The following is a 22,526-nucleotide window of genomic DNA, read 5'->3' as shown; positions in this document are numbered from 1 at the left end:
CTTATGGATCCGACTCACCTTCGACTGCTCCGGGAGCTTCGCGACCGAGGCAGCGTCACGGCCGTCGCGGCCGCTCTCGGAATCTCGGCGTCAGCGGTCTCGCAGCAGCTCGCGACTCTGCAGTCGACGGTGGCTCTGCCGCTCACTGTGCGGCGAGGTCGAGTCCTGATCCTGACCGCGGCGGGGGAGGCGCTCGCCGCGGCGAGCATTCGTGTCGATGAGGCGCTGACAGCAGCGCGCGACTCGATCGGCGCGCTCCTCGAAGCCGGCGACCGGCCGGTGCGGGTGTCATCCTTCAACAGTGCGGGCCTCGCCCTGTTCAGACCGCTCCTCAGGGAACTCGACGGGAGCCCTGCCGTCCGCCTCGCGGATGCCGACGTGCCGCACCGGGACTTTCCCGGGCTCACCGCCGACCACGATCTCGTCATCGCCCATCGGCTCGCGCACGACGCCCCCTGGCCCGCTGATCGGGTCGTCGCGATCCCGCTTGTCGAGGAGCCGCTCGACATCGCGCTCCCCGTGGGTCACCGTCTCGCTGGCCGAGCGGACATCGCCCTCGCCGACCTCCGCGACGAGGAATGGGTGTCGGTGCACGAGGGCTTCCCGCTCGCAGGTGTGCTCGACCATCTCGCGGCGCTGTCGGGGGCGCCGCTGCGGATCGCGCATCGCATCAACGAGTTCTCGGTGACGGCCGAGGTCGTGCGGGCCGGGGCGGCGATCGCCGTCATGCCCCGCACCACCGCCACGCCTCTCGCTGTGGACGGCCTCGTGCTCAGGCCGCTGTCGGATGTCGATCTGGTCCGTCACGTCGACGTGCTGGCACGGCCGGATGCTCTGGCCTACACGGCGGTCAGGCGCGTGCTGCGAGCGCTGCAGGATGTCGCCGCGCGCGTCCAGAGCGACTCGTTCCGCTCGCCGCGCTGACGTTGCCCCGACGAACGCCGAGAGGGCTCCGGCTACGGCCGACGCAGGTCCGCGAGGGGAGAGACGAGCTGGGCCGGCACGCAGCCTGAGGCGCGCCCAAAGCCCACCGGCTGCATGTCGCGAGCTCGGGAGCATCAGTCGATAGATCACCAATTGGGGGGTGTCAGACACACCCCCCAATTGGATTCAACAGTGGAACGAACCGCGGCTTAGAGCCCTCCGGAAGCCGCGGCGTCCGCGTGCTGCTGCACCCGGACTGCTGAGTTCAGGTAGAGAGCGGCCAGAACTAGCGCCACTCCGCCACCGATGATAGCGAGCGGCGGATTCGGTGAAGCGGACGCTCCGAAAACCGCGGCGAGGCCCTGGATGAAGAACAACGCGGTGAGCAGTATGCCGCTGCCTCGCGTGCTGGTCATCTTCCACCAGGGGCGTGGGGCGTGGGATTCTCCGGCGCCACGGAAGGTTCGAGCCGCCACGACGACGGCTGCCACGAGAGTCACTGTCGCCCACGCGAACCCGAGCTCATAACTGATAGCTGCGAGCGGGATCATGGTGAGCGTGATCCCGACGATGACGATGAGCAGGTACCCGACCTTGGCTCCCGGTGTCTTAATGCGCATATGTTCCTCCTGGCTTACGGTACTGCTGTGTACGTCGTGTAGCTGCAGTAGTTGAATCCGCAGTTGTAGTACGTCACCTTGAGCCTCCACTTATTCCAGTACGCCTTCTCGACCTGAGCAGCAGGAGCGAGTCCCAGGCAAGCGATACTGGCCGGCCACGGAATCGGTGCGACGCTGCATGCGCTGCTGAGGCCCTTGAGCCCGTTATACATCGTGACGACTTGGGCCTTGCTGAGGTAGCTGACGTATGTCGTGTATGTCGGATCAGCGACTACGGGATACGCGAAACTGCTGTCGTGGTCGACGACCTGCGTAAGGGTCTGACCATCCAGCTCGTAGCGAGTTGGTACATCCTTGCCGCTTGAGTCTTTCGCCCACGGCGCAGCGAAGCTTCCCAGGACCTCGCCGGTTGCGTCATCGATCACAGCCGCGCCACCGTCCCGCAGAACAAGGGTCGAAGCCTCGGGAAGATCGATCCGGTAGTCGAAGCGCGACGGCGCAGCCGCACTATCGATCACGGTCGCGACCTGTACTGAACCTGTGTCGTGCACGAGAACGACGCTGCTCGTCGAATTCCCGTTGTCGTATGTCACAGTCCCAGGATCTGTTGAAGAACCAGAGCTGGCCTTGTCAGCGAACGGAAGACCAATCGTCGCCACCCCTTCACCCGCCGAAATGGACACGCCATCGGCGGCAGCCGTGGACACCTCGACCTCAAGCTGGTCGAGAGTTACGGTGCTTTCCCCACCGGTAATTAGCGGGGAATCGATCGCGGCCGCCACATCAGTCGGGGCGACCTTCGCAACCAGGTCAACCGCGGATTCCTCATCCGCGATCGCGACCGGAGCGATCTACATAGCCGACAACAGCACCGCTGCCCCTGCCGCAACACCAACACTGAGCTTTCTCATTCGAACCTCCTACGTCAGTCGCCACACAACACTGAGTGGCACTCCGGACCGTAGTTGCCCCTCACCGGAATGGCAGTCGACAATTCGGGGGCACCCGACAGTTGGCCCTGCAACCTGAACCGCGAGGACACGTCAGCAGAGTCCTTCGCTGGGGTGTCCTCAATACGGCAACGCCCCTGTCGGATGTCGATCTGGTCCGTCACGTCGACGTGCTGGCACGGCCGGATGCTCTGGCCTACACGGCGGTCAGGCGCGTGCTGCGCGCCCTGCGGAATGTCGCCGCGCGCGTGCAGAGCGACTCGCGCTAGGCCGGTCGGAGTTCTGCGAGGGGAGAGACGAGCGCCGTGGCGGGGTCCCAGTGCCGAACGCCGCGCGCGTGAGCGTGGACGTCGTCGCCGATCAGATCCAGCGACTCCGCGAGGTCGGCGACGCGCAACCGGCGAGCGAGGGCGACGTGCGGCATCCACTCGCCGGGCGCGGTGTGCGGGGCGTCGTCACCGGGCCCGACCGCGGCGAGGACCGTCTCGCGCAGGCCGATCAGCGCGGGACTGGGGACGATGCTCCGAGCCAGCACGCGACGATCCCCGGAGCCGAAGAGCAGGGGAGCGCCCAGCGTGATCGGGAACGACGGGATGCCGGCGAGGGCATCTGGGGCGAGCGGAGGCAGGCCGACGCGCGACCAGCGTGATGTGAGGGCGGTTGCTCGTCGACGTGTGCCCCGCCAGGCTCGACAGGCCGCGCACGGCGAGGGCATCCCATTCGGCCCGGACGGCAGCGTCGGCGGCGGGGTCGAGCAGCAGCTCGATCGAGGAGGGAGACGGCCGCGGATCTGGCTCTCGCACGCGCTCAGCTCACCGCGCTGAGGCGCCGTTCCGCCAGGAGCGGCACTGCCACCTCGCGGGCGGCACGGCGAGCCGTCGCGACGGCGCCGATCGACACGACCTCAGCGCCGAGCGTCGAGGCGAGGATCTCGGGTGCCGGCAGGTGCAGCTGAGTCGGCAGCACCTCGCGTGCGGCCGTGAGCACGGGGGCGATGCTCTCGGCGACCCCGCCGCAGACGATCACGCGCGCCGGGTCGTACATGCTGCCCAGCACGCCGACGACACGAGCGAGCGTTGCGCCGACGCGTGCGGTCGCGAGCAGCGCGTCGGCATCACCGGCGGATGCCGCGGTCAACACGATCCGCGGATCGATGCGATCCTCACCTGCGAGCCGTCCGATCGCGGATTCCGACGAGATCTCGCCGCTCTCGAGGCCTGCGCGTACCTGGTCCTGCAGTGCGTAGCGCAGCCCGAATGCCGAGCCGACTCCGACGATGTGGTCGAACACGACACCCTCGCCGACGCCGCCGTGCGCGCCGTGCAGCACATGGCCGTCGACGACGACCCCGCCGCCGAAGCGTTCGCTCGCGAGCAGGGCGACGTAGTCACGGCATCCGACGGCCGCCCCTGCCGAGCCCTCGGCGATCGCGGCCAGTTGCGCGTCGTTCTTGATCTCGACGACGGGTGCCCAATCGGCCAGCGCCTCGGCGAGCCCCGGGTTGGTCCGCTCCCAGAAGCCGTCGGGGTGCGGCGGTGAGATGCCGGCCCTGTTGACGGGAGCGGCCACTCCCACGCAGATCGCGAGGATCTCGGTGCGCTCGACGCCTGCCTCGTCGAGTGCGAGCTGCATCTGTCCGAGGATCGTCGCACGTCGCGCGTGCGCCGACTGGCCCGAGTCGAGGTCGGTGCGGTGGTGCACGAGGGTGCGCTCGAGCGGGTCTGAGATCGTGACCGCGAGATGGGTGTCTCCGGCATCCACCCCGACGACGACGCCGAGATCGGATGCCAGCACGAAGCGCCTCGCAGGGCGCCCCGCGCGGTAGCTTCCGGCCACCCGGGCGTTGGGCAGCTCCTGCAGCACCGCGGCGCTGACGAGGGTGTCGATCGCGTCGATCGCGGTCGAACGGGTCAGCGTCGTGGTCGCCATCGCCTCGGTCGCGGTGAACTCGCCGGCGGCCCAGGCGAAGTCGAGGATGGCGCCGACGCTGGCTCGTCCGGTGCCCAGACCTGCGGATACTTCGGTCATGGGTCTTGACCTCACTCTCATTCAGATGAGAGAGTACCGTTCATCGAAGTAAATTCGCTCACTAGATTTAGTCTGCGGATCTACAGGACGAAAGGACAACGGTGTCTGTGAAACCTCCACGCCCGGCACGGATCGTCGCCGGTGCGGCCGCTCTCGCCCTGGTCGGGGCCGCCCTCACCGGCTGCTCGACGGCCGGCGGAGCCGAGACCATCCGCTTCACGTTCAGCAAACGTGAGGCGATCGAGTTCATGACCGAGCTCGTCGCGCAGTACAACGCCTCGCAGGACAAGGTGCGCGTCGAGATCGACACGTCGGGTGTCGACGTCGTGTCGGCCAGCTTCGTGCGGGGCAACCCGCCCGACATCATGCTCGCCAACTACAACTACGAGATCGCCCGGTTCGTGCAGCGCTGCGCGCTCACCGATCTCTCCGACACCGAGGCCGCCTCGACCATCCGTGACGACCTGCAGCCGCTCATGGAGCAGTACGGCTCGTGCGAGGGGCGCACGAGTGCGCTGCCGTACTCGGTGATGGGCGCGTCGGTCATCTACAACAAGCAGATCTTCGACGAGCAGGGCCTCGAGGTCCCGCAGACGTGGGACGAGCTGCTCGCGGTGTGCGACCAGCTGAAGGAGGCGGGCATCGACCCGTTCTACGCCACCTTCAAGGACGACTGGACGGTCGCGCAGGGTTGGTATGACTACACCGCGGGCGGTTCGGTCGACGTGATCGACTTCTTCGACACCCTCGCGACAGAGGGCACCGACGTGGGCCCCGACTCGGAGGTCTCGTTCGAGAACGACTTCGCAGAGCCCATGGACCGCATGATGACCCTGGTGGAGAACTACACGAACGCGGATGCCGCGAGCCGAGGCTACGGAGACGGCAACCTCGCCTTCGGCAAGGGCGAGGCCGCGATGTACCTGCAGGGGCCGTGGGCCTTCAGCGAGATCGAGAAGACCGCTCCCGACCTCGACCTCGGCACGTTCCCGCTGCCGATGACCGACGATCCCGCCGACCTCGGCGTGCGCGTCAACATGGACCTCGCCGCGATGATCCCCGAGGGATCGCGCCACCAGGAGGCCGCCCGCGACTTCCTGGAGTACCTGTTCCTGCCCGAGCACATCGAGGAGTACAACGCCTCACAGCTCGGCTTCACCCCCACGAAGGATGCTCCGGCTCCCGACGACCCGCGGGTCGAGGGCATGGTCGAGTACTACGACAACGGGCAGATCTACCAGGGCCCCTCGGTGCTCGTGCCCCGCACCCTTCCGGTCTTCAACTACGCGCAGGCGATGGTGCTCGGCGCGTCCACGACCTCCACGTTGCGCACCATGGATGCCGACTGGGCCAGGATCGCGTTCCGCGCGCCCATCCCGTCGACCCAGGACAACGCCTCCGGTGAGGACCCAGCATCCGGCGAGACAGAGGAGTCCACGCCATGACGAACACCGCTCTGCCCGGCCCCGCGGCGACCCCCGCCGCATCGAACATCACGAAGCCGAACACTCCGACGACCGACACCACGGCGATCGTCACGGGCGGCACCCGCAAGCTCGGTCGCCGCACCCGCAAGGTCGAGCCGATCTACTACCTGTTCCTGCTGCCGACGCTCGTGATCTTCACGCTCGCGATCACGGTGCCGGGCGTCATGGGCATCTTCTTCAGCTTCACCGACTCCATCGGCATCGGCGAGTGGAGCTTCAACGGGCTGACGAACTACATCGCGATGTTCAGCGACCCGGCCATCCTGCAGAGCTACCTGTTCACGTTCGGGTTCTCGATCGCGACCGTGATCGTCGTCAACGTGGTCGCGTTCCTGCTGGCGGTCGGGCTGACCTCCCGCATCCGCTTCAAGACCGGGCTGCGCACGATCTTCGTGATCCCGATGGTGATCTCGGGCATCATCATCGCCTACGTCTTCAACTTCCTGTTCTCCAACTCCCTCCCTGCGGCGGGTGCGGCCACCGGCATCCCGTGGCTGTCGACCAGCCTTCTCGCGAACCCCGATCTGGCCTGGGTCGCGATCGTGATCGTGACCGCATGGCAGGCCGTGCCCGGCACACTGCTGATCTACATCGCGGGGCTGCTCTCGGTGCCCGGCGAGGTCTACGAGGCGGCGAGCATCGACGGTGCGAACAAGAGGCAGCAGCTGTTCCGCATCACGCTGCCGCTCGTGGCGGGGTACGTGGTGATCAACGTGATCCTCGGCTTCAAGGGCTTCCTGAACGCCTACGACATCATCGTCGGACTCACCAACGGCGGACCCGGCACCTCCACCCGCAGCGTCGCGATGACGATCATCGCGGGCTTCAACGGCGGCGACTACGCCTACCAGATGGCCAACGCGACGATCTTCTTCATCGTCGCCGTGCTCATCTCCCTGCTGCAGCTCTCGCTGACCCGCGGAAGGAACGCACTCTGATGTCGACGCAGACACTCACCACCATCCCCACCACGGGCAAGAAGCCGCGTGTCCGCATGGAGCGCGTCAACTGGTCGGGCACGATCATCCTGATCCTGTGCGCCGTCACGGTTCTTCTGCCGCTCTACGTGACGATCTCGATGGCCTTCAAGACGACCGGTCAAGCGGTCGACGGCAACGCGTTCTCGCTGCCGGCGCCGTTCAGCATCGACGGCTTCGTCGAGGCATGGAACCTCACCAAGTTCCCCGTCGGCGCGGGCATCTCGCTGCTGGTGACGGCCGGAACGGTCATCGCGACGATCGTGCTCGCCGCGTTCGCCTCGTACGCGATCGTCCGCAACTGGGACCACCGCCTGTTCCGCTACTCGTTCTTCTACCTGCTGGCCGCGATGTTCATCCCGTTCCCGGTCGTCGCACTGCCGCAGATCCAGCTGACCGGCTGGGTGGGGCTCGACAACCCGTTCGGCGTGATCATCCTCGCGACGATGTTCCAGCTGAGCTTCAGCGTGCTGCTGTTCACGGCGTTCCTGCGGTCGATCCCGATCGAGCTCGAAGAGAGCGCGCGCATCGACGGCGCCACCACGTGGCAGACGTTCTGGCAGCTGATCTTCCCGCTGCTCGCGCCGATGAGCGCGACGGTCGGCATCTTCGCCTTCCTCTACGCGTGGAACGACTTCATGATGCCGTCGCTGATCATCTCCGATCCCGCGCTGCAGACGCTCCCTGTGCGGCAGAACCTCTTCCAGACCCAGTTCAGCAACAACTACAACGTGTCGTTCGCCTCGTACCTGATGGCGATGGCCCCGGCGATCCTGGCGTACCTGTTCACGCAGCGCTTCGTCATGGAGGGCGTGACGCAGGGCGCCGTCAAGGGCTGACGCGTGCGTTTCGTCTCGGTCGCTGTCGCGTCCTCGCTCAACGACCGGATGTCGCTCGTCGAGCGCCCCGTGCCGCTCGTTGAGCGAGGAGCGAAGCGACGAGACGAAACGCCCCCACACCCGACCGCAGACCGCAACACGAAGGAGCAGTACCCCTCATGACCGATGCGCTTCTCACCGAGACCCGCGACGACACGACGGCCGCATGGTGGCGACAGGCCGCCGTCTACCAGATCTACCCCCGCAGCTTCGCGGACGCGAACGGCGACGGACTCGGTGACATCCCGGGCATCGTCTCGCGGGCCGACTACCTGCGTGACCTCGGCATCGATGCCGTGTGGCTGAGCCCGTTCTACCCGTCGGCGCTCGCCGACGGTGGATACGACGTGGCCGACTACCGCAACGTCGACCCGCGCCTGGGCACGCTCGACGACTTCGACGACATGGTCGCGGCCCTGCACGAGCGCGGCATCCGCGTGGTCGTCGACATCGTGCCGAACCACTCGTCGGATCTGCACGAGTGGTTCCAGGAGGCGCTCGCCGCGGGCCGCGGCTCGGCTGCCCGCGAGCGGTACATCTTCCGCGAGGGTGCGGGCCCGGATGGCTCGGAGCCCCCGACCGACTGGACCGCCGCGTTCGGCGGTTCGGCGTGGGAGCGGGTGGAAGACGGGCAGTGGTTCCTGCACAGCTTCGCGCCCGAGCAGCCCGACCTCAACTGGGACCACCCCGAGGTGCGCGAGGACTTCCTGAAGACACTGCGTTTCTGGTCGGACCGCGGAGTCGACGGCTTCCGCATCGACGTGGCGCACATGCTCACCAAGGATCTGACCGAGCCGCTGCCGAGCACGGCAGAGCTGGAGCTCCTGCCCCACGACGGCAACCACCCCCTGCACGACCGTGACGACGTGCACGAGGTCTACGCCGAGTGGCGGCGGGTCTTCAACGAGTACGACCCGCCCCGCACGGCTGTGGCCGAGGCGTGGGTGAGCACCCCCGAACGTCGCGCCCGGTACGCGTCGGCCGAGGGCCTCGGGCAGGCGTTCAACTTCGACCTGCTCGTCGCCGACTTCGACGCGACGCAGTTCCGCACGATCATCACCGACAACCTGGCGCAGTCGGATGCGACCGGGTCGTCGACCACGTGGGTGCTGTCGAACCACGATGTCACCCGCCACGCGACCCGCTACGGTCTCGCCCCGATGGCCGGTCGCACAGGCGTCAAGCAGGGTGTCGAGTGGGTCGCCGCCGGCGGTCCCGCCGAACAGCTCGACCGTGAGGCGGGGCTGCGTCGGGCGCACGCCGCGACGCTGCTGCTGCTCGGACTGCCGGGCAGCACCTACCTCTACCAGGGCGAGGAGCTCGGCCTGCAGGAGGTCGCCGAGATCGGCCCCGACCAGCGCCAGGATCCCGCGTTCTTCCGCGGAGCGGAGTTCGACGGACTCGGGCGGGACGGATGCCGTGTGCCGCTGCCGTGGACGGCATCCGGTGAGTCCTTCGGCTTCGGCGCCGGCGATGCGCACCTGCCGCAGCCCGAGTGGTTCGCCGAGTACGCGGTGGATGTCGAGGAGGCAGATCCGTCGTCGACGCTGTCGCTGTACCGCGAGGCATTGCGGCTGCGTCGCGAGCTGCAGACCGACGAGCGCCTCGAGTGGATAGAGACCGGCCGCCCCGATGTGCTGCGATTCGCCCGCCCGAACGGCTGGCAGATCGTGACGAACTTCGGCACCGAGCCGTTCGACCTCGGGGCGGATGCGGCGGACGTCGTGCTCGGTTCGGTCTCAGGTGGTGCAGTGCCGGCGGACTCGACCGTGTGGATCGCGCCCGGTCTGATCGGCTGACGCGTTTCGTCTCGTCGCTGCGCTCCTCGCTCAACGACCAGGGGGCTCCTAGTCGTTGAGCGAGCGCAGCGAGACGAAACGATCACCACCTCCGAGCCGATTTGATAATGGTTCTCATTAGCGTTTAGAGTGGGAACATGAAGAAGCCGCTCGTCGCCCTCGCCCTGGCATCCGTCGCCGCACTCTCGCTGGCGGGATGCTCCACCACCCCCGCGGCGGGGGAGGGCGACAGTGGCACGGTCGCCGTCGTCGCGAGCACCAACGTCTACGGCTCGCTCGCCGAGCAGATCGGCGGCGATCGCGTCGACGTGACCTCGATCATCACCTCTGCCACGCAGGACCCGCACTCGTACGAGGCCTCGGCCCGCGACCGGCTGACCGTGCAGAAGGCCGACCTCGTGATCGAGAACGGCGGCGGCTACGACGCCTTCATCGACACTCTGCTGCAGGATGCCCAGGACCCGCACGTGATCACGGCGGTCGAGTTCTCGCACGACTACCCGGGCAACGAGGGGCACTCCGACGAGGGTGCGGCCGAGGAGGAGCACGACCACGCCGAAGGCGAAGACCACGCCGAAGGCGAGGAGGGCCACGAGGGTCACGACCATATCGAGGGGTTCAACGAGCACGTCTGGTTCGACCCGCACACGATGATCCACGTGGTCGAGACGATCGCCGAGGAGCTCACCGAGCTCGACCCCGACGGCGCGGCGGACTTCACCGCCAACGCAGAGGAGATCGTCGCCGACCTCGAGGGATTCGAGGCCGATCTCGAGACGCTCAAGACGGATGCCGCCGCGGCGAACGTGCTCATGACCGAGCCTCTGCCCGGCTACCTCGCCGCAGCCGCCGGTCTCACCGACGTCACGCCTGAGGGCTTCGCCGAGTCGGTCGAAGAGGGCAGCGACGTCGCACCCGCGACGCTGCTCGAGACTCTCAACGTCGTCGAGAGCGGAGATGTGGCGGCCGTGCTCACGAACGCGCAGACCGGTGGTGCCGAGACGCAGCGCGTCGAGGACGCCGCAACGGATGCCGGCATCCCCGTCGTCGCCTTCACGGAGCTGCTCCCCGAAGGATCGTCGTACTCTGAGTGGATGAGTGACGCGATCCAGAGCCTCGCCGACGCGCTCCAGTCGTGAGCGCCGCCGCCGACGCGCGGGCAGGAGCCGAGAAGTCGAACCCGGTGCTCGAGGTGCGGGGAGCCGCCCTCCAGCGCGGTGACCGGGAGCTGTGGTCGGGCCTCGACCTCGCGGTCGAGCCCGGTGAGTTCATCGCCGTGCTCGGGCCGTCGGGGTCGGGCAAGACCACGCTGCTGCGCAGCATCCTGGGCCTGCAGCCGCTGTCGGCGGGCGAGATCACCGTCGCGGGCGGGCCTGTGCGCAAGGGCAACCCGCGCATCGGGTACATCCCGCAGCAGCGATCGCTCGCCCCTGACACGAGCATGCGGGCCCGCGATCTCGTGGCGCTCGGGGTGCAGGGCAGCCGCTTCGGCTTCCCGATCCCGCACCGCGGCGACAAGGCCAAGGTCGACCAGCTGCTCGCCTCGGTCGGGGCCTCGCACTATGCCGACCGCCGGGTCGGGCTTCTCTCGGGTGGTGAGCAGCAGCGGCTGCGTGTGGGCCAGGCCCTGGCCGACGAGCCCAGCCTGCTGCTGTGCGACGAGCCGCTGTCGAACCTCGACCTCGCGAACCAGGTCGCCGTCACCGACATCATCGACCGTCAGCGCCGTGATCGTGGGGCGGCCGTGCTGTTCGTGACCCACGACATCAATCCGATCCTCGGTCGCGTCGACCGCATCCTCTACATCGCCGGCGGCCGCTTCGTGCTCGGCACCCCCGAAGAGGTGTTGCAGACGCGGGTCCTGACCGAGCTCTACGGAACGCCGGTCTTCGTGCTGCGAGCCGGCGACCGGCTGGTCGTCGTCGGGGTGCCGGATGCCGAGCCCCACCACCTGCATGACCACGATCACGACCACGGAGGTGCCGCATGACCGTCATGACCGGCATCGTCCAGGCCGTCGACTGGAGCGACGTCTTCTCGTTCCAGGATTACGGCGAGCTCGTCGCCCTGCTCGCCAACTCGATCATCGCCGGAGCGGTGCTCGGCATCGTCGGCGGACTCATCGGCGTCTTCGTGATGCAGCGCGACCTCGCGTTCGCGGTGCACGGAGTCAGCGAGCTGTCGTTCGCCGGTGCCGCGGCGGCGCTGCTGTTCGGCGGCAGCGTGGTGGTCGGCTCTCTCGGCGGTGCGCTGGTCGCCGCGATCCTGATCGGGGTCCTCGGGGCCAAGGCCCGCGACCGCAATTCGATCGTCGGCGTGCTGATGCCGTTCGGCCTCGGCCTCGGCATCCTGTTCCTGTCGCTCTACGACGGGCGCAGCGCCAACCGCTTCAGCCTGCTGACCGGCCAGATCGTCTCGGTCTCGAGCCCCGACCTCGGCTGGCTGCTCGGCATCAGCATCGTCGTGCTGCTCGGGCTGCTGCTCATGTGGAACCCGCTGCGCTTCGACTCGCTCGACCCCGAGTCGGCCGCCGCCCGCGGGGTGCCCACACGTGCGGTGAGCCTGCTCTTCATGGTGCTGCTCGGCCTGATCGTCGCGGTCAGCGTGCACATCATCGGCGCGCTGCTCGTGATGGCGCTGCTCGTGACACCCGCCGCCGCTGCGATGCGCGTCACCGCGGGTCCGGTGGCCGTGCCGCTGCTCGCGGCGCTCTTCGGCTTCGTGTCGGCCGTCGGCGGCATCCTGCTCGCGCTCGCCGGCACCCTGCCGGTGAGTCCGTACATCACCACCCTGTCGTTCACGATCTACGTCGTGTGCTGGATCGTCCAGCGCGCCCGCGGCGGTGTGCGCCGCGTGCGGGCGTGATACTCGGCGTTCGAATCGCGCAACTGACCCTGAATCTGCTCCGGATGCGGTCATTTGCGCGATTCGAAAGGCCGACTGACGCTCCCAGGGCCCGGCAAGGGCGGCGCGCCTAGAATCGTCGGTATGGCTCAGCGGAACACCTGGCAGCGCGATCGCGTGCGCGAAGCCCTCGCCGACGCGCGAGGGTTCGTCAGCGCGCAGAATCTGCACGCCTCGCTGCGCGACGACAACACCGGCATCGGTCTCGCCACGGTCTACCGAGCGCTGGCCGGGCTCGCCGCAGCCGGGGATGCCGATTCGCTGCAGAGCCCCGAGGGCGAGGCGCTCTACCGCGCCTGCACGACCCAGGGCCACCACCACCATCTGATCTGCCGCAACTGCGGACTCACGGTCGAGATCGAGGCCACCGACGTCGAGCAGTGGGCGCACCGCACCGCGGCTCTGCACGGATTCACGGATGCCGCGCACGTCGTCGACATCTTCGGGCTGTGCGCCTCCTGCACCAACAAGCGCGACGCCGAAGAGGCAGCGAACGCGTGACCACCCAGGCCACTCCACGGACGGTGCACTCGCACCGGCCCTCACGATCCCCGCGCTCGCCGTGGATCGGGGTCGGCCTCGGCGCCGCGATCGTGGCGGCCCTGTTCCTGGTCGATCGGTTCCTGCCGACCCTGTTCACAGCCAGCCTCCCCGCCAGGGCGCAGGACGGCCTGACGCTCGCGCTGAGCGTGCTGATCGAGGCACTGCCGTTCGTGATCCTCGGGGTGCTGCTGTCGATCGTCGTGCAGGTGTGGCTGCCCGCCGACGTCATCCACCGCTGGCTGCCGAAGCGCGCCTGGGCGCGCCGCGCCGTGCTGTCGCTGCTCGGCATGCTGATCCCGGTGTGCGAGTGCGGCAACGTGCCCTTCGCCCGCGGCCTGATGATGCGGGGCCTCGCCCCGGCCGAGGCGCTCACCTTCTTGATCGCCGCCCCGATCGTCAACCCGATCGTCATTCTCACCACGCATGCGGCGTTCGGCTTCGACGACGGCATCCTGGTCGCCCGTCTGATCGGCGGCTACCTGATCGCGAACCTGATCGGCTGGATCTACAGCCGTCACCCCTCGCCCGACTCGCTGCTCACCCAGCGGTTCATCGACACCTGCGACCGCGTCACCCATGAACCGGGCACCCCGGTGCGTCGCAGCCTGACCCAGTTCCTCGTCGAGCTGCGCGCCGTGATGCCGGCGCTCGTGATCGGCTCGGCGCTCGCCGGGGCCGTGCAGGTGCTCATCCCTCGCGACGTGCTGCTGGCGATCGGATCGAACCCGGTGCTGTCGATCCTCGCGATGATGGCGCTGGCGATGACGGTGGCGATCTGCTCGAACGTCGACGCGTTCTTCGCGCTGTCGTTCGCCTCGACGTTCTCGTCGGGCGCCCTCGTGGCGTTCCTGCTCGTGGGTCCGCTGGTCGACGTCAAGATGCTCGCCCTCATGCGCACGACCTTCACGACCCGCACGCTCGTCGGCATCGTGGGCGTCGTGCTGTTCGCCGCCTTCGCGATCGGGATCGGGGTGAACGTCTTTGTCTGATCACGCCCACACCGGCACGCACACCGATCACGAGCCCTCCCGCGCCCGCGCCCTCGGCTCGCGCTGGCTGGGTATCGGCCTCGCCACCGTCATCTCGGTCGTCACTCTCGGACTCGGTCTCACCGGCCGGCTCAACCTCTACATCAGCCCGGAGTCGGTGTGGTTCGCGTGCGCCGCGGCCGTCGTGACCCTCGCGGGCGCCATCTGGTCGTGCACGCTGCCGCTCGGCGAAGAGGACGATCACGGTCACGACCACGGACACGCCCACGACGCGGATGCACCGGTCGCACCGCGCCGCAGCCTCGCCGTCGTCGGCACGGTGACGGGCGGGGTGATCGCCTCGGGCGTCGTCGTCGCCGCTCTCGTGCTGCCGCCCGCATCGCTGTCGGTCGAGCTCGCGATGTCACGGGTCGGCGAGCAGACCGCGCTGTTCGCGGGCGCCGACGACGTGACCCTCGGAGTCGCCGACACCTCGACCTTCGGCGTGGGCGACTGGGCGAGCGTGTTCGCGACCGCGACCAACACCGCCGCCTACGACGGCAAGACGGTCACGCTGACCGGATTCGTCACCCCCACGGACGCCGATGAGGTCAACCTCACGCGCCTGGTCATCACGCACTGCGTCATCGACGCGCAGCCCGCGACCCTGCCCGTGACGATCGATGCGGGCGAGTTCGACACCGGCCAGTGGGTCGAGGTCGAGGGCACGATCAAGGCGGATGCCGACGGATCGCTGCACGTCGAGCCGAACTCGGTCACGCCGATCGACGAGCCGCAGGACCCGTATGAGTACTGACGACGAGCGCCCCGAGGTGCCGGCGGCGCCTCGCACGCGCGCCGAGATGCGCGCAGCCCGCGAGGCCGAGGCGGCCGCGGCGGCTCCCGCATCGGATGAGACGGCGGCGGCTCCCGCGTCGGAGGAGGACGGCGGAGCCGACCGCGACGAGGCGTCTTCCGCTGCGGAGCCGCGTGTCGACTCGCCTGCGGCTCGCTCAACGACCGGTGGTGGGGGCGCTGCGGCTCGCTCAACGACCGGTGGTGGGGGCGCTGCGGCGCACCGGAAGGGTGGCGAGCGGCCGACGCGTTCGACCTTTGTCCCGCCGGATGCCGACTCGACGACCACGTTCGCGGCTCACTCCTCGACCGACTACGTGGCCCCCGCTCCCTCTGCGACCGACGAGTCATCCCCGGTGCCAGAGAGGCGGAAGCCCGCCAAGGCGCCGAAGCCGGCGAAGGCGCCGAAGCCGGCGAAGGCGCCGAAGCCCGCCAAGGCGCCGCAGCCGGCGAAGGAACCGAAGCCGGCCAGGGAGCCCAAGCCCGCGAAGGAGCCGAAGCCCGAGAAGCCCGCTTCCCCTCGCGATCGCCGATTCCTCCTGGCTCTCGGGGCCGTGCTCGGCATCCTCGTGCTGGTCGGCGCCGGACTCGGCGCCGTCAGTCTGACCCAGGGGCCGCGCATCACCGAGGTGCAGGTGAACCCGACCGAGGCGATCGAGACCTCGGGCAGTCGTGTCATCCTCACAGCGAACCAGTCGCTCGCTGCGATCGACGAGTCTCAGGTGACGGTCGAACCCGCAGTTCCTTTCACGCTGGACGCGGCCGGCCGCGGCATCGGCATCCGCTTCACCGTGCCGCTCGATGACGACACCGAATACACCGTGAGCATCGCCGACGCGGTGGGCGCCGGAGGTGGACCGACAGCGACCCTCACGACGAGCTTCTCGACTCCCGAGTCGAGCATCTTCCTGCTGCGCCGCGACGTCGAGGGCAAGGACACGATCTTCCGCACCGACCTCTCCGGCGAGGAGGCAGTGCCGGTGTTCACCGCCGACAGCATCAACGACTTCCGAGCGACGTCGACGCAGCTCGTCGTCTCGCTGGAGGAGGACGAAGGCTCGAAGCTGCTCGTGATGGACCGCGAGGGCGGGAACCAGCGCGAGCTGACGCTGCCCGGCGTCGGCTACGTCGGCGCGATCCAGGTCTCGGACCGCGGCGGACTCGTCGGCTACAGCTACTCCGACAAGGAGCTCAGCGACACCGAGGGTCGTGCGAGCGTGCTCGTCACCCAGTCGCTCAGCGGTGACGACGAGCCCGTCGTCACCGAGGTCGGCGACAAAGAAGCGAACATCTTCGTCTGGCAGTTCGTGCCCGACACCGCCGCCGTGCTCTTCATCGACTTCGACGGTGCACTGTCGCTGGTCGATCGCTCGACGGATGCCGGTGTGCAGTCGCTCGGGCTCGCCACGACGATCCAGGGCGTCTCCCGCGGCACGTACACGGCCATCGTGGAGCGACTCGACGGCACGGTCGTCGAGCTGAACCTCACCGACGGCACGGAGGTGCCGCTCGAGGCATCGGATCCCGATTACGGCACGGCGACGACGATCACGCCGTTCCCCGGAGGCACGCTGCGTCACGTCGTCGCGCGGGCCGCCGATGGCATGCCGACAGGTCAGGCGGTCGTGCGGGTCGACGACGACGGAAAGGCGACCCCGCTGGTCGAGGTCGATTCGACGGACTCGATCCTGCAGGCATGCGCCTCACCCAGCGGGCAGTACGCCGCGGTCGTGATCGCTCCCGACCTCGCAGACAACCCCTATGACCAGATGCTGCTGCCCTTGCCGCAGAAGCTCGAGACGCACCTGCTCGACCTGCGCACCGGCGACGAGATCGTGGCCCTCACCGGCTTCGACGCCTCGTGGTGCCAGACGGCTCCGCAGTTCTAGACACCATGTCGTCGGATCCGCTGCACCGCGCCACCCGCGCCGAGCTGAGCGGGCTGGCGGTCGATGTCGCCCCGCTGCTGCTCGGGGCCGAGCTGCGCACGGTCGTCGGGGGCTCCGAGGTGCGCCTCCGGCTCACCGAGGTCGAGGCGTATCACGGGCATGGCACCGGACCCCAGGCCGACCCGGGATCGCACGCGCGCATGGGTCGAACCGCGCGCAACGCGACGATGTGGGGCGAGCCGGGGCATCTGTACGTCTACCTCAGTCACGGCATCCATTCGTGCGTCAACGTCGTGTGCGGGCCGGAGGGTCAGGCGGGTGGAATCCTGATGCGCGCGGGCGAGGTCGTCTCAGGAGTGGATGCCGTCGCGGTGCGCCGCGGCGCGAAGACGCCTCTCACGAAGACCGCGCTGCGTGACCTCGCCCGCGGGCCCGGTCGTTTCGGGCAGGCGGTGGGGCTGCGGCATCCGATCCACGACGGCATCGACGCGATCACCGGCGAGGAGTTCGAGGGCGCCCGCGCCGAGCTGTGGCTGCGCGACGAGCCGGTGGCCGAGGTCGCGACCGGGCCGCGTGTCGGGGTGGCGGGCATCGCCGGCACCGCGGCGTTCCCCTGGCGGTTCTGGATCGCGGGCGACCCGACGGTCTCGCCGTTCCGCTGGGGGAGAGGGGCTCAGGCCGAGTCCCTCGACCACGCGTGAGCCCGGGTCAGGCCGAGTCTCTCCACACGACGGGCGTCGGCAGCATGATGCCCTCGCGGGGGCGCTGATCGTCGCGCAGCTGCGCGAGCACGGATGCTGCGGCCGCGGCCCCGAGCCCTTCGGCCGGCTGGTCGACGGTGGAGAGCAGCGGGGTGGTGCGCGTCGCCCAGGTGCTGTTGTCGAAGCCGACCACGCCCACATCTTCCGGCACGCGGCGCCCGGCTTCGCGAAGGGCCCACATCGCCCCCGCCGCGACCGCATCGGAGGCGGCGAACACGCCGTCGATGTCGGGAGCGCGCTCGAGCAGCCGGGTCATGGCCGCTGCCCCATCGGCGTAGGAGTACAGCGGCACCTCTTCGACGAGGTCCGGATCGAAGGCTGAGCCCAGGGCCTCGGTGAAGCCCGCGAGGCGATCGGTGCCCGAGTCGCGGTCGAGGGCGGCGGCGATCATGCCGACCCGTGTGCGCCCGGTCGCCAGAAGGCGTGAGGTCACGGCGTGCGCTGCCCCGCGGTTGTCGACGCCGACCCAGGCGGCATCCACGTCCGGCGGGTGTCCGACGTAGGCGACGGGCAGGTCGAGCCGCATGACGGCCTTGGTGATCGGGTCCTGTGCACGGGCCGAGACGATGACGGCTCCGTCGACGAACCCGCCGTTCAGATACCGCGCGACGCGCTCGGTGTCTCGCTCGGAATCCACCACGAGGCACACCATCTGGTAGTCCGCCTCCGACAGCGTCTCGTTCGTGCCGAGCATGATCGCGCCGATGTTCGGGTCTTCGAGGAACAGCGCGTGCGGCTCGTGGACGATGAACGCGATGGCCTGCGTGCGCTGGCGCACGAGGTTCTGCGCCGCCGTGTTCGGCACGTAGCCGACCTCGCGGATCGCGTCTTCGATCGCGGTCCGCGCGGAATCCGACACGTACCCGCCGTTGATCACGCGGCTGACGGTTCCTCTCGAGACGCCGGCCACGCGCGCCACGTCGTGCACGGTGCTGCGACGGCGGGCGGAAGTACTCATGATCGACAGCCTAGCGACCGCGACTTGACGAGATTCGCCACGTCGTGCGACGATGTGTGCACGTTCACAGAAATCCCGATCGTTGCTTTCATGCCGCGAGCTGTGCACGTGCACACAAGAATCGCAAAGGAGCGTCACCGATGGCCGCCGCTGTGTCCGACCGCATCGCCACCCTCTCCGCAGGGCGCGGCCTCGTCTTCGGATGCGACTACAACCCCGAGCAGTGGGACCGCAGCGTCTGGCCCGAAGACGTGCGTCTCATGCGGCAGGCCGGCGTCGGGCTCGTGGCGATCAACATCTTCGGCTGGTCGTCGATCAACCCGGCCAGGGGAGTGTGGGACTTCACTGCGCTCGACGAGATCGTCGGGCTGCTGCACGAGGGCGGCATCCGCATCAACCTCGGCACCGGCACCGCGTCTCCCGCACCGTGGCTCACCGCGCAGCATCCCGAGATCCTGCCGGTCGGCGAAGACGGCACCGTCTTCCAGCAGGGCGGCCGCCAGGGCTACTGCCCGAGCTCGCCGTTGTTCCGTGCCTACGCCGCCGAGGTCGTCACCCGCGTCGTCGAGCGCTACGGCGACCACCCCGCCGTGTCGCTCTGGCACGTGTCGAACGAGCTGGGCTGCCACAACGCGCTCTGCTACTGCGACACGAGCGCCGAGGCGTTCCGCGGCTGGTTGCGCGACCGCTACGACGACATCGACGCGCTGAACCGCGCGTGGGGCACGACGTTCTGGAGCCAGCGCTACAGCGACTTCGACGACGTGCGCGTGCCCGCCCAGGCCCTGTCGCTGCGCAACCCCGGTCAGATCCTCGACTTCCAGAGGTTCAGCTCCGACGAGCAGCTCGCGCTCTACCGTGCCGAGGCTGCGATCCTTCGCGAGCGCAGCGACGTGCCGGTGACGACCAACTTCATGGTCACCGCGCACATCCGCAACCTCGACTACTGGACGTGGGCGGGGGACATGGACCTGATCGCCAACGACCACTACCTCGACCGCCGCCTCGACGACGCGCGGGGAGAGCTCTCGTTCGCCGCCGACCTCACCCGCGGCCTCGCCCAGGGTGCGCCCTGGCTGCTCATGGAGACCTCGACCGGCGCCGTGAACTGGCAGCCGTACAACCTCGCCAAGGCCCCGGGCGAGATGCAGCGCAACATCGCCACGCACGTCGCCCGTGGTGCCGACGGCATCTGCTTCTTCCAGTGGCGCGCGTCGACGCAGGGTGCCGAGAAGTACCACACGGCTCTCGTGCCGCACGCGGGTGAGGACTCCCACCAGTGGCGCGAGGTCGTCGAGCTCGGCGGTCTGCTCGATCGCCTCGGCGAGGTCGCCGGCACCCGTGTCGCCGCCGACGCCGCTCTGTTCTTCTCCTGGGAGAGCTGGTGGGCAACCGAGAACGAGGGCCGCGCGAGCGAGGCGCTCACCTACCTCGGCCAGGTGCACGCGGCTCACGCGGCGCTGTCGGATGCCGGTGTCACCACCGACGTCGTCCGTCCGGGCGCAGACCTCGACGGCTACCGCCTGCTGATCGTTCCGGCTCTGCACCTCATCAGCGATGCGGATGCCGCGGCCATCGCCCACGCGGTCGAGAACGGCGCCACGGCTCTCATCACCTTCTACAGCGGCATCGTCGATGAGGAAGATCGCGTGCGCACCGGCGGCTACCCCGGCGCGTTCCGCGACCTGCTCGGCATCCGCTCGGAGGAGTTCGCACCGCTGCTCCCCGGAGAGACGGTGTTCCTCACCGACGGCACGAGCGGATCGGTATGGTCCGAGCGACTCAAGACGACGGATGCCGAGACCGTGGCGTCGTTCGCCGACGGTCCCGCCGCAGGCGGCCCCGCGCTCACCCGTCGCGAGGCGGGGGAGGGCACGGCCTGGTTCGTCGCCACGCAGCCCGACCGCATCGCATACCGCGATCTGATCGCCCGCCTCGCCTCGGATGCGGGCATCGCGCCGATCCCCGGTGCCGACCGCGACGTCGAGGTCGTGCGTCGCACCGGCGACGCCGGCTCGTTCCTGTTCGTCATCAACCACGGCGACTCCGCCGCCGAGATCGGCGTCACGGGGCACGACCTCGTCTCCGACGCCCCCGCCACCGGCTCCGTCCCGGCAGGCGGAGTCCGCATCATCAAGGAGGATGTATGACCACCACGCTCACCGCTCCGGCGGTCGCCTCGGCGCCGAAGGCGCAGGGACGGCGCCGACGCATTCCGCACAAGGGCGCCATCGCCTTCCTGATCGTGCCGTTCGGCATCCTGTTCCTCCTCTTCTACGTCGTGCCGATCGCCTACGCGTTCTGGCAGTCGCTGCTCGTCGTCGAGCGTGACGGCACGTTCGGCAAGGCCGAGCAGGTGTTCGGCGGCTTCGCCCAGTACGTGCTCGTCTTTCAGAACGAGGCGTTCTGGGCCTCGATGGGGCGGATGCTGACGTTCGGTGTCGTGCAGGTGCCGGTCATGCTCGGCCTCGCCCTGCTGTTCGCCCTGCTGCTCGATTCGCCGCTCGTGCGGGGCAAGCGCTTCTTCCGCCTCGCGTTCTTCGTGCCCTACGCGGTGCCCGGTGTCATCGCCGCGATCATGTGGGGTTCGCTGTTCTCGCCCAACCTGTCGCCGTTCACCGCCATCACCAAGAACATCGACTTCCTCGGAGCCGACCTCGTGCTGTGGTCGATCGCGAACGTCGTCACCTGGGTCTACGTCGGCTACAACATGCTGATCATCTACTCGGCGCTGCTGTCGATCCCGCAGGAGCTCTACGAGGCGGCGATCCTCGACGGCGCGGGCCAGTGGCGCATCGCCTGGTCGATCAAGATCCCGCTGGTGCGCCCGGCGATCGTGATGACCGCGATCTTCTCGATCATCGGCACGCTGCAGCTGCTCGCCGAACCCCAGGTGTTCCGCTCGTTCAGCTCGGCGGTCACGAGCACCTTCACCCCGAACATGACCGTGTACGCCACAGCATCCATCCCGAACACCAACCTGGCGGCCGCCTTCTCGGTCGTGCTCGCCGTGACGACCTTCGTGCTGTCGTTCGGATTCATGAAGTACATGCAGCGCAAGGAGCAGAACGCATGAGCACCATGTCGATCGTCGCCCCCGGTCGGGGCTCGCGCGGCAAGGCCCCGCGCGGAAAGGCCGCTCGCGAGTCGGGCATCTCCCGAACGGGCGCCATGCTGATCATGGCCGTGTTCACGGTCTACTTCCTGCTGCCGCTCTGGTGGCTGCTCGTGGCCTCGAGCAAGGACACGGGCGACATCCTGACCACCGCCCCGCTGTGGTTCGCCGACTTCCATCTGCTCGACAACATCGCCGAGCTGTTCGCCTACCGCGACGGCGTGTACCTGCGCTGGCTGATGAACTCGGTGCTCTATGCGGCACTCGGCGGGGCCATCGCGACGCTCCTCGCCGCCATGGCCGGCTACGCGCTGGCGAAGTACCGGTTCCCTGGACGCGACCTGATGTTCGACATCGTGCTCGGCGGGGTGCTCGTGCCCGCCACCGCGCTCGCGCTGCCGCTGTTCCTGATCTTCAGCCAGGCGCAGCTGACCAACACGTTCTGGTCGGTGTTCCTGCCCTCGATCGTGAGTCCGTTCGGTGTGTACCTGGCGCGGATCTTCGCGGCCTCGTCGGTGCCCGACGAACTGCTCGAAGCGAGTCGACTCGACGGCGCGGGCGAGATCCGCACGTTCTTCACCGTCAGCATCCGCCTGATGACCCCGGCGCTGGTGACGATGTTCCTCTTCCAGTTCGTTGCCATCTGGAACAACTTCTTCCTGCCGATGATCATGCTCCGATCCGAAGACCTCTTCCCGGTCGTCTTCGGTCTCTACAACTGGAACAACCAGCTGAACCAGCTGCCGGAACTCCGCGGTCTCGTGCTGATCGGCGCTCTGCTGTCGGTCATCCCGCTGATCGTCACCTTCCTCCTGCTCCAGCGCTTCTGGCGCAACGGACTGGGCGCCGGCGCCCTGAAGTGAGCAGGCA

At 68.6% G+C, this 22,526-nt stretch carries 21 protein-coding genes; 16 read left to right on the top strand and 5 right to left on the bottom strand.

The features are described from left to right. Positions 1-3: 3 nt before the first annotated feature. Positions 4-924 (top strand): LysR family transcriptional regulator, encoded by a 921-nt coding sequence (locus RQG77_RS18165; RefSeq protein WP_311245988.1) that lies wholly within the window; start codon positions 4-6, stop codon positions 922-924. A 209-nt stretch (positions 925-1,133) separates the two neighbouring features. Here RQG77_RS18165 and RQG77_RS18160 read toward each other — a convergent pair whose 3' ends face one another. The 4 genes from RQG77_RS18160 to RQG77_RS18145 form a co-directional block, all read right to left on the bottom strand. Then, positions 1,134-1,544, bottom strand: a complete 411-nt coding sequence (locus RQG77_RS18160) for a hypothetical protein (protein WP_311245987.1) — start codon at positions 1,542-1,544, stop codon at positions 1,134-1,136. A gap of 14 nt (positions 1,545-1,558) precedes the next feature. Further along, entirely contained in the window at positions 1,559-2,326 is a 768-nt protein-coding gene (locus RQG77_RS18155; RefSeq protein WP_311245986.1) for a hypothetical protein, read from the bottom strand. A gap of 433 nt (positions 2,327-2,759) precedes the next feature. Next, positions 2,760-3,209, bottom strand: coding sequence for a 2'-5' RNA ligase family protein (locus RQG77_RS18150; protein ID WP_311245985.1), 450 nt, complete (start codon positions 3,207-3,209; stop codon positions 2,760-2,762). A 92-nt stretch (positions 3,210-3,301) separates the two neighbouring features. Continuing rightward, positions 3,302-4,522, bottom strand: coding sequence for an ROK family protein (locus RQG77_RS18145; RefSeq protein WP_311245984.1), 1,221 nt, complete (start codon positions 4,520-4,522; stop codon positions 3,302-3,304). Positions 4,523-4,623: 101 nt separating this feature from the next. Here RQG77_RS18145 and RQG77_RS18140 point away from each other — a divergent pair, with 101 nt between their 5' ends. From RQG77_RS18140 to RQG77_RS18085, 12 genes are all read left to right on the top strand, one after another. Next, positions 4,624-5,967: an ABC transporter substrate-binding protein gene (locus tag RQG77_RS18140; RefSeq protein ID WP_311245983.1), complete on the top strand. Its 1,344-nt coding sequence runs from the start codon at positions 4,624-4,626 to the stop codon at positions 5,965-5,967. Then, complete coding sequence (locus RQG77_RS18135; RefSeq protein WP_311245982.1) at positions 5,964-6,947, top strand: sugar ABC transporter permease; 984 nt, start codon at positions 5,964-5,966, stop codon at positions 6,945-6,947. The genes RQG77_RS18140 and RQG77_RS18135 overlap by 4 nt, the downstream gene beginning before the upstream one ends. After that, positions 6,947-7,825: a carbohydrate ABC transporter permease gene (locus RQG77_RS18130; RefSeq protein WP_056511920.1), complete on the top strand. Its 879-nt coding sequence runs from the start codon at positions 6,947-6,949 to the stop codon at positions 7,823-7,825. The genes RQG77_RS18135 and RQG77_RS18130 overlap by 1 nt, the downstream gene beginning before the upstream one ends. Before the next feature lie 158 nt (positions 7,826-7,983). Further along, positions 7,984-9,663: a glycoside hydrolase family 13 protein gene (locus RQG77_RS18125; protein ID WP_311245981.1), complete on the top strand. Its 1,680-nt coding sequence runs from the start codon at positions 7,984-7,986 to the stop codon at positions 9,661-9,663. Between the two features lie 137 nt (positions 9,664-9,800). After that, entirely contained in the window at positions 9,801-10,802 is a 1,002-nt protein-coding gene (locus tag RQG77_RS18120) for a metal ABC transporter solute-binding protein, Zn/Mn family (RefSeq protein ID WP_311245980.1), read from the top strand. Continuing rightward, the gene (locus RQG77_RS18115) at positions 10,799-11,653 is read left to right on the top strand and encodes a metal ABC transporter ATP-binding protein (RefSeq protein ID WP_311245979.1); all 855 of its coding nucleotides are present in this window, start codon (positions 10,799-10,801) and stop codon (positions 11,651-11,653) included. The genes RQG77_RS18120 and RQG77_RS18115 overlap by 4 nt, the downstream gene beginning before the upstream one ends. Positions 11,654-11,658: 5 nt before the next feature. Then, complete coding sequence (locus RQG77_RS18110) at positions 11,659-12,528, top strand: metal ABC transporter permease (protein WP_311246001.1); 870 nt, start codon at positions 11,659-11,661, stop codon at positions 12,526-12,528. Between the two features lie 123 nt (positions 12,529-12,651). Beyond that, complete coding sequence (locus RQG77_RS18105) at positions 12,652-13,068, top strand: Fur family transcriptional regulator (RefSeq protein WP_042540517.1); 417 nt, start codon at positions 12,652-12,654, stop codon at positions 13,066-13,068. A 23-nt stretch (positions 13,069-13,091) separates the two neighbouring features. After that, entirely contained in the window at positions 13,092-14,099 is a 1,008-nt protein-coding gene (locus tag RQG77_RS18100; RefSeq protein ID WP_311246000.1) for a permease, read from the top strand. Next, positions 14,092-14,895 (top strand): TIGR03943 family putative permease subunit, encoded by an 804-nt coding sequence (locus tag RQG77_RS18095; RefSeq protein WP_311245978.1) that lies wholly within the window; start codon positions 14,092-14,094, stop codon positions 14,893-14,895. The genes RQG77_RS18100 and RQG77_RS18095 overlap by 8 nt, the downstream gene beginning before the upstream one ends. Then, complete coding sequence (locus RQG77_RS18090; RefSeq protein ID WP_311245977.1) at positions 14,885-16,822, top strand: hypothetical protein; 1,938 nt, start codon at positions 14,885-14,887, stop codon at positions 16,820-16,822. Before RQG77_RS18095 ends, RQG77_RS18090 begins: the two co-directional genes overlap by 11 nt. Positions 16,823-16,827: 5 nt before the next feature. Beyond that, positions 16,828-17,523 (top strand): DNA-3-methyladenine glycosylase, encoded by a 696-nt coding sequence (locus tag RQG77_RS18085; RefSeq protein ID WP_311245976.1) that lies wholly within the window; start codon positions 16,828-16,830, stop codon positions 17,521-17,523. 7 nt (positions 17,524-17,530) lie between these two features. Here RQG77_RS18085 and RQG77_RS18080 read toward each other — a convergent pair whose 3' ends face one another. Next, positions 17,531-18,541, bottom strand: a complete 1,011-nt coding sequence (locus tag RQG77_RS18080) for a LacI family DNA-binding transcriptional regulator (RefSeq protein WP_311245975.1) — start codon at positions 18,539-18,541, stop codon at positions 17,531-17,533. Positions 18,542-18,681: 140 nt separating this feature from the next. Between RQG77_RS18080 and RQG77_RS18075 the strand changes: the two genes are divergently transcribed. The 3 genes from RQG77_RS18075 to RQG77_RS18065 are packed head-to-tail and all read left to right on the top strand — an operon-like array spanning position 18,682 to position 22,519. Continuing rightward, the gene (locus RQG77_RS18075; protein WP_311245974.1) at positions 18,682-20,691 is read left to right on the top strand and encodes a beta-galactosidase; all 2,010 of its coding nucleotides are present in this window, start codon (positions 18,682-18,684) and stop codon (positions 20,689-20,691) included. Further along, complete coding sequence (locus RQG77_RS18070) at positions 20,688-21,617, top strand: sugar ABC transporter permease (protein ID WP_311245973.1); 930 nt, start codon at positions 20,688-20,690, stop codon at positions 21,615-21,617. The genes RQG77_RS18075 and RQG77_RS18070 overlap by 4 nt, the downstream gene beginning before the upstream one ends. Beyond that, positions 21,614-22,519: a carbohydrate ABC transporter permease gene (locus RQG77_RS18065; protein ID WP_396653429.1), complete on the top strand. Its 906-nt coding sequence runs from the start codon at positions 21,614-21,616 to the stop codon at positions 22,517-22,519. The genes RQG77_RS18070 and RQG77_RS18065 overlap by 4 nt, the downstream gene beginning before the upstream one ends. Positions 22,520-22,526: the final 7 nt, after the last annotated feature.

This window comes from Microbacterium sp. WCS2018Hpa-23, assembly GCF_031843845.1.
GTDB lineage: Bacteria > Actinomycetota > Actinomycetes > Actinomycetales > Microbacteriaceae > Microbacterium.
Note: the sequence above shows the minus strand (reverse complement) of the source record. Positions and strands in the feature narration are given on the sequence as shown.

Excerpts from the sequence above, each read along its gene's own strand:
- RQG77_RS18120 (WP_311245980.1), top strand. The coding sequence starts at position 9,801 with ATGAAGAAGCCGCTCGTCGCCCTCGCCCTGGCATCCGTCGCCGCACTC.
- RQG77_RS18150 (WP_311245985.1), bottom strand. The coding sequence starts at position 3,209 with ATGCCCTCGCCGTGCGCGGCCTGTCGAGCCTGGCGGGGCACACGTCGA.
- RQG77_RS18080 (WP_311245975.1), bottom strand. The coding sequence starts at position 18,541 with ATGAGTACTTCCGCCCGCCGTCGCAGCACCGTGCACGACGTGGCGCGC.
- RQG77_RS18165 (WP_311245988.1), top strand. The coding sequence starts at position 4 with ATGGATCCGACTCACCTTCGACTGCTCCGGGAGCTTCGCGACCGAGGC.
- RQG77_RS18105 (WP_042540517.1), top strand. The coding sequence starts at position 12,652 with ATGGCTCAGCGGAACACCTGGCAGCGCGATCGCGTGCGCGAAGCCCTC.
- RQG77_RS18125 (WP_311245981.1), top strand. The coding sequence starts at position 7,984 with ATGACCGATGCGCTTCTCACCGAGACCCGCGACGACACGACGGCCGCA.
- RQG77_RS18145 (WP_311245984.1), bottom strand. The coding sequence starts at position 4,522 with ATGACCGAAGTATCCGCAGGTCTGGGCACCGGACGAGCCAGCGTCGGC.
- RQG77_RS18090 (WP_311245977.1), top strand. The coding sequence starts at position 14,885 with ATGAGTACTGACGACGAGCGCCCCGAGGTGCCGGCGGCGCCTCGCACG.
- RQG77_RS18110 (WP_311246001.1), top strand. The coding sequence starts at position 11,659 with ATGACCGGCATCGTCCAGGCCGTCGACTGGAGCGACGTCTTCTCGTTC.
- RQG77_RS18135 (WP_311245982.1), top strand. The coding sequence starts at position 5,964 with ATGACGAACACCGCTCTGCCCGGCCCCGCGGCGACCCCCGCCGCATCG.
- RQG77_RS18130 (WP_056511920.1), top strand. The coding sequence starts at position 6,947 with ATGTCGACGCAGACACTCACCACCATCCCCACCACGGGCAAGAAGCCG.
- RQG77_RS18075 (WP_311245974.1), top strand. The coding sequence starts at position 18,682 with ATGGCCGCCGCTGTGTCCGACCGCATCGCCACCCTCTCCGCAGGGCGC.
- RQG77_RS18065 (WP_396653429.1), top strand. The coding sequence starts at position 21,614 with ATGAGCACCATGTCGATCGTCGCCCCCGGTCGGGGCTCGCGCGGCAAG.
- RQG77_RS18160 (WP_311245987.1), bottom strand. The coding sequence starts at position 1,544 with ATGCGCATTAAGACACCGGGAGCCAAGGTCGGGTACCTGCTCATCGTC.
- RQG77_RS18070 (WP_311245973.1), top strand. The coding sequence starts at position 20,688 with ATGACCACCACGCTCACCGCTCCGGCGGTCGCCTCGGCGCCGAAGGCG.
- RQG77_RS18085 (WP_311245976.1), top strand. The coding sequence starts at position 16,828 with ATGTCGTCGGATCCGCTGCACCGCGCCACCCGCGCCGAGCTGAGCGGG.